General features: G+C 72.9%; 10 protein-coding genes. 5 read left to right on the forward strand and 5 right to left on the reverse strand.

The genetic code is table 11. The annotated features are described in order from the left end of the window. Positions 1-104 precede the first annotated feature (104 nt). From AB0E96_RS29525 to AB0E96_RS29540, 4 genes are all read right to left on the reverse strand, one after another. Positions 105-1,766 (reverse strand): phospholipase, encoded by a 1,662-nt coding sequence (locus tag AB0E96_RS29525; RefSeq protein ID WP_359828775.1) that lies wholly within the window; start codon positions 1,764-1,766, stop codon positions 105-107. Between the two features lie 208 nt (positions 1,767-1,974). After that, positions 1,975-4,422 (reverse strand): DUF4132 domain-containing protein, encoded by a 2,448-nt coding sequence (locus AB0E96_RS29530; RefSeq protein WP_359828777.1) that lies wholly within the window; start codon positions 4,420-4,422, stop codon positions 1,975-1,977. A 23-nt stretch (positions 4,423-4,445) separates the two neighbouring features. Further along, entirely contained in the window at positions 4,446-4,838 is a 393-nt protein-coding gene (locus tag AB0E96_RS29535; protein WP_359828779.1) for a hypothetical protein, read from the reverse strand. Positions 4,839-4,973: 135 nt separating this feature from the next. Next, complete coding sequence (locus tag AB0E96_RS29540; protein ID WP_359828781.1) at positions 4,974-6,149, reverse strand: class I SAM-dependent methyltransferase; 1,176 nt, start codon at positions 6,147-6,149, stop codon at positions 4,974-4,976. A gap of 254 nt (positions 6,150-6,403) precedes the next feature. Between AB0E96_RS29540 and AB0E96_RS29545 the strand changes: the two genes are divergently transcribed. From AB0E96_RS29545 to AB0E96_RS29565, 5 genes are all read left to right on the forward strand, one after another. Continuing rightward, positions 6,404-7,609, forward strand: coding sequence for a nucleotide disphospho-sugar-binding domain-containing protein (locus tag AB0E96_RS29545; RefSeq protein ID WP_359828783.1), 1,206 nt, complete (start codon positions 6,404-6,406; stop codon positions 7,607-7,609). After that, entirely contained in the window at positions 7,606-8,862 is a 1,257-nt protein-coding gene (locus AB0E96_RS29550) for a hypothetical protein (protein ID WP_359828785.1), read from the forward strand. The genes AB0E96_RS29545 and AB0E96_RS29550 overlap by 4 nt, the downstream gene beginning before the upstream one ends. An 83-nt stretch (positions 8,863-8,945) precedes the next feature. Continuing rightward, positions 8,946-9,695 (forward strand): TylF/MycF family methyltransferase, encoded by a 750-nt coding sequence (locus tag AB0E96_RS29555; protein WP_359828787.1) that lies wholly within the window; start codon positions 8,946-8,948, stop codon positions 9,693-9,695. A 26-nt stretch (positions 9,696-9,721) separates the two neighbouring features. Beyond that, positions 9,722-10,432 carry a tRNA-dependent cyclodipeptide synthase gene (locus tag AB0E96_RS29560; RefSeq protein WP_359828789.1) on the forward strand — a complete coding sequence of 237 codons (711 nt, stop codon included), beginning with the start codon at positions 9,722-9,724 and terminating at the stop codon, positions 10,430-10,432. Next, positions 10,429-11,628: a cytochrome P450 gene (locus AB0E96_RS29565; RefSeq protein WP_359828791.1), complete on the forward strand. Its 1,200-nt coding sequence runs from the start codon at positions 10,429-10,431 to the stop codon at positions 11,626-11,628. Before AB0E96_RS29560 ends, AB0E96_RS29565 begins: the two co-directional genes overlap by 4 nt. 32 nt (positions 11,629-11,660) lie before the next feature. Here the strand turns inward: AB0E96_RS29565 and AB0E96_RS29570 are convergent, their stop codons facing one another. Then, positions 11,661-12,422 (reverse strand): hypothetical protein, encoded by a 762-nt coding sequence (locus AB0E96_RS29570; RefSeq protein WP_359828793.1) that lies wholly within the window; start codon positions 12,420-12,422, stop codon positions 11,661-11,663. Between the last annotated feature and the right edge of the window lie 883 nt (positions 12,423-13,305).

Consider the following 13,305-nt stretch of genomic DNA (forward strand, 5'->3'; position numbering starts at 1 on the left):
GGCCGCTGCTGCTGATCCACGGGCTGGCCGACGACAACGTCCACCCCTCGCACACCCTGCTGCTGTCCCAGGCGCCGCGGTGTCCTCACGGTGCCCTCACGCCGTCAGCCCTGGCACAGGCCCCGGCTGTAGTCGTAGGTCGCGGCGGCCTGCGAGTACTGCCACTGCGGGGCGAGCAGTCGGGTGTCCAGCTGGGCGGCGGCGGTGCGGTCCTCCACCACGTAGCCGAAGTCCTGCAGCCAGGCCGGGTAGAGGTTCTTCGAGCCGATGAAGAACGCGGAGCCGTCCACCGACACCAGCTTGTGGTGCAGCGCGTACGGGTGCCCGTCGGCCCAGGTGGGGGCGGATGCCGCGCGGAACGAGGCGAGTTGGAGGTTCCGGCACATCGCGGTCCGGGCCTGGGCCGGGTCGCCGAGGCGGGCGGTGAGCCGGGCCGCGAGGGTGTCGCTGATCTCGTTCAGGGACTTGATCTGCGAGTACCCGCCGCTGCCGACGGCGCCCCGGTTGCCGGGGTCGCTGACCACGATCCGGACCTTCACGCCGTCGGCGAGCTTGCCCGCGAGCGTGTCGAAGAGCCGCGCGTCGTAGCGGGGCATCGGCGGGCAGGTGCCCGTCACGTCCTGCTGGGAGATGTCGATCCGGCTGGTGGCGCCGGCGACCAGCGCGCGCAGCGCGTTCTCCTCCGGGTTGACGGTCTCGTAGGCGCGGTCGCCGTTGGTGCGGTCGCGCAGGTTGACGGGGCCGCACGCGGCCTCGTCGGCGCCGGCCGCCGGCTCGGGACGGTAGTCGGAGGAGGGGTCGGTGTCGCGGATCCCGACGCCCAGGCCGCCGATCGCGATCACCGGCACGTTGCCGGTGGCGGGCACCTGCGCGGCCGGCGGGTTGAGCCGCTTCTCCAGGTCAGGGGTGCATCCGGCGCCCTTCGAGGAGGCGAACCAGGCGGCCGAGAAGACCCCGCTGTTGCGGCAGGTCCAGTCCCACAGGGTGTCCAGGTAGGCGCCCGCGGAGGCGGCGGCCGGACCGTTCAGCGCGAGGTCGACGTCCGTCACCGGGTGGGCGGTGTCCAGGTAGTCGCCCTTCCAGTTGTTGATGCCGCCGGTGATGACGCTCTGCCCGTCGACGACCAGCAGCTTGGAGTGGTTCCAGGAGAACGCGGTCTTCGCGGTGGTCATCGAGGCCACCTCGACGGTCACCCGGTCGGCGGCCGGGCCGAGCCGGGCCACCAGGTCGTCCCGGTACTTCGACGGCAACGCGGTGATGTTGATCAGTGGAGCGGCCCCGGCGAGGACCCGTACGTGGGGCGCGTTCCCGGCGGCCACCGACGCCTTGAGGCCGTCCACGATGGCGTCCTGGAACCCGCCGTCCGGGAACGGGGCGAGGGTGGATATGTCGACGGTGCGGGTGGCCCGCGCGATGTTCTCCCGCATCCGGTCCAGCAGCCGCGCGGTGCCGGTCCGTTCGGCGCAGGAGGCGTCCCCCCAGCACCCGGGCGTCTGCAGCAGCCAGCCGCCCGGGTCCCCGGCCGGCGCGTCCAGCCGGTTGCCCGCCGTCCGCTGCCACACCGCGCCCTCCAGCCCGGGCGAGACCTGGCGCAAGGTCCGTTCCACCGCGTCCAGGTGGGGGGTTCCGTCGGTCCGGGGAGCCGTCGGTGCGGGCGCCGGGTCGGCGAACGCGGGGGCGACGGGCAGCGCGCCGATGGCGGCGGCGAGGGCCAGCGCGGAGCCGGCCAGACGGCGGCCGGAACGGCGGGGCTGGTGAGAGAGCACGTGCGAGTCCTTCATGCGGGGCCGGGGGCGTTCACCCGGACGACACCGGTAAATTACCTCAAAGTAACCTGATGTGTCGTCATGGTCCCGCCAAGGACGGCCCGCTCGCCCCGAGCGGACCGCCGTCCCTCCCGGTCACCCCCTCCCGTTCACCCCCTCCCGTTCGCCGTCTCCCGTTCGCCACCGGCCCCGAGCCGGATCCAGAGCCCTACAACTGGCTCAGGATCGTCGGGTCCGTGATCCTCGCGTCGTCGGCCAGCAGGACGGCCTTGCTGAGGATCACCGCCGTCATGCGGTCGCCCTCGAAGGGCAGGTAGCCGGCCTGCGGGGCGGCCTGGCCGGCCTTGGGGACGATGCAGAGGTACTGGTCGTTCGGCGCCATGAGGATGTTCCCCGAGCCCAGGTGGATCCTGTACGTCCGGCGCGATCCCACCACGCGCAGGAAACGCCCCTCGACGGTGCAGCGGTCGGCGATCGCCAGGCGGGGCACCAGCCGTTCCAGCAGCACCCGGCGGGTCTCGGCACTCTGGCTCAGCTCGCCGAAGCCGTACGAGGCCCAGTACTCGCGGTAGCGGCCCTCGGGCCCGCCGTCCTGCCAGGTCGGGTCGTTGCCGACACTGGCCACCCCCACGAACAGGTCGACGTCGCGCAGGACTTCGGACAGGACGAGCGGCGGGACGTCGGCGATCGGCACGGGCTCCACCCGCGCGGCCCGGCGGGACGCGCTCATCCGGTAGTCCCCGCCGTAGCAGGCCGCGAAGTTCTGCGGGGCGTCGATCGGGTAGAAGCGCACCTGGTCGGTGCTCAGCCGCAGGAAGCTGCCGGAGTCGGTGGTGTCGGCACCGAGCGCGTGGGACTCCCCGTGGATCCAGTACTCCGCGCGCAGCCCCCACCGCGGCAGCTCCCGGGTGGCCGGCGGGGCCGAGTCGTCGACCATCAGCCGCAGTCTGTTGTGCCAGCCCCTGACGGCCGCCAGGGAGTGGAACTGGTGCTGGCGCAGGACGTGCCCGGCGAACCGGTTGGAGTAGGTGCCCGTCGCCCGCTCGGCGTCGGTCAGCAGGTACACCTCGCGGTGCGCCTGCTTGAACGGCTGGGTGATCGCGTGCCGCTCCAGCCAGTCGCGCCAGGCCACGACCTCGGCGGGCCCGCGCCCCACCGGGTGCCAGAGCCGGACCTCGCCGCCCTCCCGCACCGGGTCGTCGGTGAGCGTGCGCAGCTCGCCGTCGGCGAACCCGACGGCCGTGCCGTCCACCGTCCACAGCAGCCGCCGGGCCAGCGTCCCCATCAGGGGGTGGTCCAGGAACCGCTCGCGCCAGCCGGCGTACGGCCAGGCGCGGTCGGCGAGGAACTGCCGGTCCAGGCGCTCGCTCTGCGCGGAGAGCATCTTGTCGACGTCCTTGACCGCCGCCTTCAGCTCCTTGACCTCCTCGGCGTGGTCGCGCCTGACGGCGGCCGGCACGCTCTTCACGACCTTGCCGGCCGAACCGCGCCAGCTCAGAACGGCTTTGCCGCCCCGGACCTCCACCACCGCCGTGACGTCGCCCAGTTGCCGCTCCAGGCGCCCGACCTCCGTCAACCCGTAGGCAGGGACGGCGAGTTCCTCCATCTCCTCACGGGAGAGGCCGAGCTCCTCGGCCCGGTGCTCCAGCACGGACTCGATCAGCCTGAGCACGGGCTTGTACGTCACCCGCGTGGCCAGCCGGGCCAGCTCGGCGAGAACCGGCTCCCCGTCGAGCCGGGTGAGCGCGCCCACGGCGGCGTTGGCGGCCTTCGGATTGCGCGGGCCGATCCCGGCGGCCTTCCGGAGCGAACTCTCGACCAGCGCCCCGAGCGCCCGCACGGTGTCCGGGTGCGCGGGCAGCGTCCCGAGCACCCACGTCAGCCCGCGCAGGGCGTTGGCGTTGTACGGATCGAACGCGGCGTTGACGTCCGGCTCCCACTCCCGGCGCTCCAGCGCGAACGTCCGCCGCCCGACCAGCGCGAGCCACGGCACCACCGCGGCCCGCACCCGCTCCGCGCCCAACTGCTCGACCAGCGCTGCCGCCCGCCGCTCCCACGCCCGGGTGGGCCTGGCCGCGGTCGCGGTGGTCGCGTGCCGCAGCAGGGCCTCCAGCCCCGGTACGTCCTCGGCCTCCCGCATCGCCCGCTCGGCCCACTCCTCACCGACGTTGAGGACGGGTTCGGTGAGCCGCTTCGCGAGCGCCCGGACCCGGTCGTCGCCGTAGGACTCCATCGCCGAACGCCGCAGGACGGCCACGACCTCGGGCGCGAAGGGCCGGCCGTCCTCCAACTCGGCCTCGGCGAGGGTGAGGTAGCGCCTGCCGAACCACAGGCCGTGCTGCCGTCCGATCTCGCCGAGCACCTTCGCCTGCTCCGCCGACCGGCGGCCGGACCGGCCGGGCAGGGTCCGCTCGATGACGACGACCAGGCCCAGCACATTACCGTGGGCCGCGCCCGCCCCCTCCGCGGGGAGCCGCGCCGCCAGGGCGTCGGCGAGCGCGCCCCTGGCCTCCGCCGGCATCCTGCGCACCTCGGCGAGCACGGCGTCCCACACGCCGGACCACATGTCGTCGTCACCGGCCGCCAGCCGCACCAGCCCGTCGGCGATCCCCTCCGTCTGCGCCGGCGTGAGAGCACGCCGCCGGAGCAGCTCCATGATCCCGTGGAACTCCACCGTCCTCAGCCCCCCACCAGCGGCACGAGCTTCAGGAACGTGACCTCGGTGCCGAGCACCAGCTCGACCTCCTCCGCCGGGTCGGTGACCTGCCGGTCCCCCACCAGCACGAGGAAGCCGTTGCCCGCGAACGCCGCGAGTGCCAGCTCCGTCTGCACCTCGGGATCGATCCGCCGGGGCGTGCGCAGCGCGTACCCGTTCAGCACCCGCTCCGCGTCCTGCGGCTGCACCAGGCCCCGGAACACCTCCGGCGTCCGCGCGTTGTACTCCGCGACCTCCTGGAAGACCCTGCGCCGGATCAGCTCACCCACGGTGAGCCGCTCCTCCGCGATCTCCAGACCCCACCCGTCGCTCCGGTGCCCAGCCGTCGTCTCGTCGACGAACCTCACGATTCCCATGCCGTGGACAGTACGGCCCCCCAGTGACACCGCCGCCGGTGCCCCGGGAGGGGCCCTGCCCGGGCCGGTCCGTCCCCCAGCGTCATGGCCGCCCGTCTGGAGGGCCGGCTGACGGCCCGGCTCTCGGGAGGGGCCTCAGGAGTTCGGGGCGTGGCGGATCCAGTCCGGGATCCCGCCTTCGGCGTTGCGGCCCTTCTCCAGGAACGCGATGTTGCGGTAGAGGTGCAGGCCGGCCAGGGACGCTCCGACGCCGCCGGTGGGCTTCGCCGGCTGTTCCTCGTAGTGGAGGTCGTCCACGAGCTGCTTGACGAGGCCGAGCGCGGTGCCGCCGCAGGCCTCGGGATCCTCGTTCCCGCCGTAGCCCGGGGCGTAGGACGTCCACAGGTCCTCGATGACGTACAGGCCTCCGGGGCGCACGTGGGGGAACAGGGCCCGGAACGAGGTCCTGATGTGCTCGTTGATGTGACTCCCGTCGTCGATGACGATGTCGAACGGGCCGTGCCGCTCGGCGATTTCGGTCAGCTGGGCCGGGTCGCCCTGGTCCGCCTTCAGCGTGCGGAGGCGCTGCTGGTCGAGACCGCTCTTGTCGAACAGGTCGACACCGAACACGAGGCCGCGCGGAAAATAGTGCTTCCACATCTTCAGGGACCCACCGCCGAAGGCCGGGTTGTCGTACCCGCCGATCCCGATTTCGAGCACGCGGACGGGCTGGGTGCGCAGGTGGTGCAGGTGGCGTTCGTAGAGCGGGGCGAACCAGTGCAGGCCGCCCCACTTGTCCGAGTCGTGGCGCACCGCCAGCCGGGCGAGCCCGGGGTGGTCGGAGGAGCAGCCGGTGAGGACCGTGCTGGCCGCTGCCATGATCGGGCCGAGCGGGCGGAGGCCGTCCACCGACACGGACTCCGGGACGAATTGCAGGGCGGTCCTCCGGGTCGCCGGCCCACCGGGCCCGGTGGGGCCGGCGGGGCCGAAGAGTTCCCGCACCAGGTCGATGACGTCGAATTCGATGTGGAGTGCGGCGGGACCGTTCGCCTCGTTCCGGCGGAGCGGCCGGCCGACTTGTACCAGAAAGGAGGTACCGTGTCGTTCTTCGCCGCGTGTGACGTCCATGGCGATGACGACCGGTTCGGCGTTTCCGGGCGGGTCGCAGCGGAAGAGGATTTCGTCGACCAATACGGCCGCGATGTCCGCCAGTTCGTACGACTGGACGACGGAGTGCAGGGCCCGGGTGTCCTCCCCGGCCAGTCTGAGGCCTTCGGTCAGTGCGGTCGGATCGGTATTCCCGACCACCCCGGGGCCCGAGGATGTGCTCATCACATGAAATCCCTTTCTTGAACTCCGTTGGAATGGGCCTCGCCTGACACGTTCTCGCGCCCGTCGTTCCCGGTCAAGCAGCCGCCGGAATGCGTTTCGGTGCGAGCCGGTGAAAGCGCCGTTCGGCGCGATCGACCCCGGAGTCGCACGTCCGGCCCGGCGTGCTTGAAATCGGTCCAGCCGGGCTGGAGAATTCCCAACAAATCTTGTCGCATTCGCGATTACCCATGTCTTCAGCCGGTGAGGAGCAGTCTGTGCGCGTCTTGTTCGTGGCGGCGCCCGGGGTCGGCCATCTCATGCCGGCGGTTCCCGCCCTGTGGGCCGCGCAGGAGGCCGGCCACGCGGTCCTGGTGGCCACGACCGGGCCGAGCCTGGAGATGGCCGCGCGCTCGGGCCTGGCCGCCGTGGACGTCTGCGACGGCGACGCCGCGGACACCTACCACCGGCTCGGCGTCCGGCTCGCGAAGAACAGGCCCGACCGGTACGATCTCCCCGGTGCGTGGCGCCGGTTCGCCGGTACGTCGGACCTGCCGGGCCCCGCGACGGCCGACCCACCGCCGGGGCCGGCGCCCGACGACGCCGCCGCCCTGGCCCGTGGAGTGGGAGGCCGACTGGTGGACCGCACCGTCGACCTGATCCACCGGTGGCACGCGGACCTCGTCGTCTTCACGACCTTCCTGTCCGGCGGCCAGCTCGCCGCCGAGGCCGCCGGCGTCCCCTGCGCGATGCACGGGATCGGGCTGCCCTACCCGACCTTCTCCGCCGTGCTGAGCGCCATGGAGGACGTCTGCGCACGCCACGGTGTCACCGGCGCGCTCACTCCGCCGGCGGCCACCATCGACCCCTGCCCCGAGAGCATGCGCCCACCGGGCAGCGCGACCGGGTGGCCGATGCGCTACGTGCCCTACAACGGCGGTGCCGTGCTGCCCGACTGGCTGTGCGTCCCGCCGCGGCGCCCGCGCATCTGCGTGACCTGGGGGTCGGTGCTCCCCGCCGTCGGCTGCACCTCGATGCTGCGGGACGTGGTCGAGGCGGTGGCCGCCGAGGAGACCGAGGTCGTCCTCACGGCGGACGGCCCGGAGGTGTCCGGCCCGGGGCCGCTCCCCCCGAACGTCCGCGCCGTCGGCTGGGTGCCGCTCAGCGCCCTGCTCCCGAGTTGCGCGGCCGTCGTCCACCACGGCGGGTCGGGCACCACCTTCACAGCACTCGCCCATGGTGTGCCGCAGCTCGTCCTGCCGCAGACGGCGGACCAACCGGTGAACGCGCAGGCGGTGGTGGAGCGCGGGACCGGGATGGCGTTCCCTGACCGGGACATCGACCGCGGGGCACTCGCCGACGGGGTCCGCCGTGTCCTGACCGACCCGCGGATCCGCGAGGCGTGCCGGCAGGTCCGCGACGAGATCAGCGCGATGCCCGGCCCCGGGCAGGTCGTCCGGCGGCTGTCCGAGGCCGTGTCATGACCCACACGGTCCCGGAACCCGCCGACGCGCCCAGCCCACCGCTGGACGGCGACGCCCGTCCGATCACGGCCACCGGCTCCGGCTGGCCCGCGATCGCGCCGCTCCTGCGCGCGGCCTCGGACGAACACCTGCTGGCGCGGGCCGTCGGCGACCTCGGGCTCGACCGGGTCGCGGCACTCGTCGCCGAGGAACTGGCGGTGCGGTGCGATCCCGTACCGGTCGACCGCCCCGCGCGCCTCTCCTTCGAGATCACCGCGGGCCGGGACCGGGCCGCCCGCCTCATCACCGTCGACCGCGACGGGCTGACCTCGCGGCGGGACGGCTGGCAGGACGCACCGGTGCGGATCAGCCACGACGCCGCCGACCTCCTGCGCAGCCTCTACGGCCCCGGCACCGGTACCGGCACCGACCGCCAGACCAGCCGCCGGGTGACCACCTGCGCCGAGCTGAACGCCCCCTGCCCGGACCCGGGCCGACTCACCGCGATCGTCGGCGAGCGCCGGCGACTGGCGGTCGCCGTCCAGGCGGTCGTGGCCGCCTGCCAACGGCACCCGGTCGACCTCGGCCGGCTCTCCACCCGGTTCGGCTCGGACAAGTGGGCCGACCTCCACTGGTACACCCAGCACTACGAACGGCACTTCGCCCGCTTCCGGGACGCACCGATCCGCCTGCTGGAGATCGGGATCGGCGGCTACGACGCGGCGGACCAGGGCGGCGCGTCACTGCGCATGTGGCAGCGCTACTTCCCCGCGGCACTGGTCCTCGGACTCGACATCGTCCCCAAGCCCGGTGTCCGGGGCCCACGCATCGCCACCGCCGTCGGCGACCAGGGCGACCCGGTACTCCTCGACGAACTCGGCCGCCGGTTCGGGCCGTTCGACATCGTCATCGACGACGGCAGCCATCTCAACGCCGACGTCCGCACCTCCTTCGCCGCCCTGTTCCGCCACGTGCGGCCGGGTGGGCTGTACGTGGTCGAGGACCTCCAGACCGCCTACTGGCCCTCCTTCGGCGGCACCGCCGGCCCCGTCGCCGGGCCCGCGACCTCGGCCGGCCTGCTCAAGCAGCTCATCGACGGCCTGCACCACCAGGAGTGGGTCACACCGGCGGTGGCGTCCCGGCCGTCCTACGCCGACCGCCACACCGTGGCCCTGACCGTCTACCACAACCTCGCCTTCATCGAGAAGGGCGTCAACGCCGAGGAAGGCGCACCAGCCTTTCTCGACCGCGGTTGCCCCCCGCCCCCCGAGTGACGTCCCGTCAGGTCACACCGACCCCGGACCTCCGGACCCTGCGGAGCGATCCACACCGAGACCGACCAGCCATGGAGACACCAGTGGACGACAGTGACGGGCACCTCTACCTGGACCTCATGAAGAAGGTCCTGACCAACGTCATCTACCAGGACGGCGCGCTCACCCCGGACGGGCCGACCGCATACCGGGCCGAGAAGCGGCACGGAGGACTGGACTGGCCCGCCGCCGCGCACACGATGATCGGACTGGAGCGGCTGGACAACCTGCACGACTGCCTGGAACGGGTCCTCGCGGACGGCATCGACGGCGACCTCGTCGAGACCGGCGTCTGGCGCGGCGGAGCCTGCATCTTCATGCGCGCGTTCCTCAAGGCGCACGGCGTCGCCGACCGCCGGGTGTGGGTGGCCGACTCCTTCACCGGCATCCCCGACGTGGGCATCGACGGGCACCCCCTGGACCGCGAACTGGCCCTGCACCAGGCCAACGGCGTCCTCGACGTGCCCCAGGAGGAGGTCGCGGAGAACTTCCGCCGCTACGGGCTGCTGGACGAGCAGGTCGTCTTCCTCCCGGGCCGGTTCCGGGACTCCCTGCCCCAGGCGCCGATCGAGAAGCTGGCGCTGCTGCGCCTCGACGGCGACCTCTACGAGTCCACCCGGGACGCCCTGACCCACCTGTACCCGAGGCTGTCCACCGGAGGGTTCGTAATCGTCGACGACTACGTCATCCCGGCGTGCCGGGCCGCGGTGCACGACTTCCGCCACGAACAGCGGATCGACGACCCGATCCAGCCGATCGACGTCTGCGGCGCCTACTGGCGGCGAAGCCTGTGACCGCGGCCCCGGCGGAAACCGTCACGGTGCACCCCCTCAACGAGCAGTCGCGGAGGATCGTCGACGCCGGTGAAGCCGCCGTGTTCGGGCTGAGCCCGTTCAACGGCTTCTACCGGCCCTCGACCGTCGGGACACTGCTGGCCTGGGCCGCCCGCCGGTTCCAGCACGTCGAAGCCGTCCTGCCCGGCTACGAGACGGCCTTCGGCCTCATCGCCGGCGGACGGGAACCCCGGGAAGCGGTGCAGACCACGACCCGGGTCGTACGCAGGATGCGCGCCACGGCCCGACGCGCCCTCGACGCTTCCGGGCCGAACCCGCACGCCCGGGTCAACAGCTGGACCCGGCTCGCCACCCGCAGGCGCTACCGCGAGCTGCGCGCCGAGGTCGACGGCGTCTTCCGCTCGGACGGCCGGCTGCGGGAACTGTGCCGAGAAGCCTCCCGCGGCTACCTCAGGACCGTCCTCGGCACAGAGCCGACCCCGGCCCAGACCGAGCTCAACCTGGGCTACGTCCTCGCCGAACTCCCACTGATCCTCGACATGCCCGGCATCGTGGGGACCAGGACCGCCGTCCTCCTCTACAACCGTCCCTGGCCCCTGCAACTCGCCCTGTGGAACGGCGAGGTCCCCGCACTGGCACCGGCAAAGGGCCACGGCTTCGCCACCGTCGCGCTGACCGCCGAACCGGACGAGCCGGACGAGCCGGCGAACGTCGACAGAAGTGGAGCCCAGCAGTGACCCTGCCGGATACCGACGTCCTCCAATGGCCGCTGCCCGCAGGAGAACACGGGACCCCGCCCCCGCTGTACGCCACCCTGCGGCGGGAACGACCGGTCTGCCCGCTGCGCATGCCCAGCGGGCACACCACCTGGCTGCTGACCCGCTACGACGACATCACCGACGTCCTCACCGACCCGCGCTTCTCCAGGAACCTGGTCTACCCGGGCGCGCCGAGACTGATCGGCGAGGACTTCAACTCCGTGCCCGGGGGCATCTTCAACCTCGACCCGCCCCGGCACACCCGGGTGCGCCAGATCCTCAACCCCCTGTTCAACCGGGGGGCCGCCGAACGGTGTTCCGGCGACATCGCGGCGCACGCCGACGACCTGCTGGCCGCCATGGCCGCCGGAAGCAACCCCACCGACCTGGTCGGTGCCTACACCGCGCCCCTCGCCCTGCGCGTCAGCTGCGGCCTGCTGCGCATCGCGGCGGACCGGCGCCAGGCACTGCACGGATTCTTCCGCGAGCAGACCAGCCAGAACGCGGACCGGACGGACGTTGCGACCGCCACCGAAAGAATCGGCGCGCTGGCCGCCGAGATCATCGCGGACAAGTGGTCCGACCCCGATCCGGCCGAACCGGTCGGGGCGCTGGTCACGGCCCACCAGGCCGGTGAGATCACCTCCGACGAACTGCACGGCACCGTCAGCTACCTGCTCGTCACCGGCGTCGAACCGCTGGTCTCCTCGATGTCCACCGGCATCGTCACCCTGCTCAGGCACCCCGACGAACTGCGAGCCGTCCGCGACGACCCGCAGCTGTGGCCGGCGGTCGTGGAAGAACTCCTGCGGCTGCACCACAACGGCTACCTGTCCAACCCGCGGGTCGCGTTGGAGAACACCGAGATCCGCGGCGTGCCGATCCGCGCGGGAGAGACGGTCGTCACGCCGATGATCGCGGCGACCTGGGACCCCGACCACTACAAGAACCCCCACCGGTTCGACATCCACCGCCGTACGGACGGCTCCAGGACCTTCGGCGCCGGGCCCCACTTCTGCCTGGGCGCCTCCCTGGCCCGAACGCATCTGCGGATCGCCTTCGAGACACTCTTCACCCGGTTCCCGACCCTCATCCTCGGGATCAACGCGGACGAACTCCCCTGGGACGAGGACAACCTGTTCACCCGCCCGCTCGTCCTGCCCGTCGCGTGGTGAGGGGTCGACGAACCTGCGAAGGGCGACCCCGGTCAAACTCCGACGGCGACGCCGGCAAACGGCGCGGACGACAGACCGAGCAGGCCTCCGAACGGCGAGTTCAGTTCGTAGATCAGGACGACCATGAAGACGATCAGGCAGGTGAAGCCCGTAGCCAGCACCAGATGGGTGCCCGTGCGCTCGACCCCGAAGAGGAACATCAGGCCCAGGGTGAGCGCACCACCGGCGAGCAGGCCGAACCACATGACACCCGACATGCCCTGGCCCGCGGCCTCCTCCCGGCCGTGGCGCGCCTGATAGGCGGCGGAGAGCTGCGCGAACGCCACCTGGTCCACCTGCTGCTGCACGTTGGTGGCGGGCTCGAAGGACGTCCACGCGTTCTGCACGTCGCGCAGCAGCGCCCAGCCGCGCGGGCCCAGCGGTTTGCCCTGCTCCATCAGGGGCCACTCCTCGTTCCGGACGTAGACGGCGTACGCCTCCGTCGCCGAGCGGGCCTGCTGGGCGGTGTCGGGGGGCAGCGCGTCGGCGAGCAGGTACATCTGGTGCAGCGCCCCGGCCTCGGCGCTGATGTTGGTACTGGCGTCGTCCTTGGACTCCCACACCGTCACCAGCGCGACGCCCAGCACCAGGGCGTACAGCACGCCGACCATCATCGTGAGGTAGTCGGCGGTGCCGTCGCGGGCTTCCTCCCCCGACGCCGATCGCCTCCTCCTGCGGCCGTTCAGCAGGAGGGCACCGAGCGCGACGACGACGAGTCCGACGACGATGCCGGTCATCGCGAGTACGTGTTCCATGGCACCCCTCAGGTTCAGTCGGTCCGGCGGCTCGGCTTGAAGCGACGCCACGCGACGGCCGCGGCGGCGGTCGCGGGAACGAACAGGAGCAGGAAGAACAGCAGAACGCCGTGCGACAGCGGGGGCTTGCTCTGGCCGAAGCGACCGGTGTGCAGCAGAGGCGACCCGTGGTTCCCCCCGGCGTGCGGCCCCGGGGATCCGGAGGGTGTCGCGGACGCACTGGCGGAGGCGCTCGACGAGCCCTTGGCGGGCTCGCCCCCCGCACCCGGCGCACCTGCCGCGGCCGGCGCACCCGGCGCACCCGGCGCACCCGGGACGGGCCCACCGGACGCGGCTCCGGCTCCGGTTCCGGGCGCGGCAGGTGCGGCAGGCGCGGCAGGACCGGCAGGCGCTCCAGGCGCAGCAGGTGCAGCAGGCGCGGCACCAGCGGCACCACCCCCGGGAGCAGCAGCCGCAGCGCCGCCACCGGCACCACCACCACCGGCCGCACCCGCTCCGGGAGCAGCAACCGCACCATCACCACCGGCGGCACCGACTCCGGCAGCAGCAGCCGCAGCACCGACTCCGGGCCCACCGACGGCACCGGCTCCGGGCCCACCGACGCCGGTCGCTGGAACCCCCGGCCCGCCGGGTGCGGGGACGCGTGCACCACCCGCGGGCGCCCCGGGCACTCCGCCTCCAGGCGCAGGCGTTCCCGGCGCCCCGCCCCCGGGTGCCCCGGGCACAGGCCCACCAGGCGTAGGTCCGCCTGGCGAGGGAACCCCGGGCACTCCGCCTCCGGGCGCCCCGGGCGACGGGGCACCAGGCGGCCCGGACGGCCCGGACGGCCCCGGCGGCCCAGGCGGCCCGGGCGGCCCGGGCGGCCCGGGCGACGGCACACCGG

The sequence above is a fragment of the Kitasatospora sp. NPDC036755 genome (assembly GCF_040636595.1).
Taxonomy (GTDB): Bacteria; Actinomycetota; Actinomycetes; order Streptomycetales; family Streptomycetaceae; genus Kitasatospora.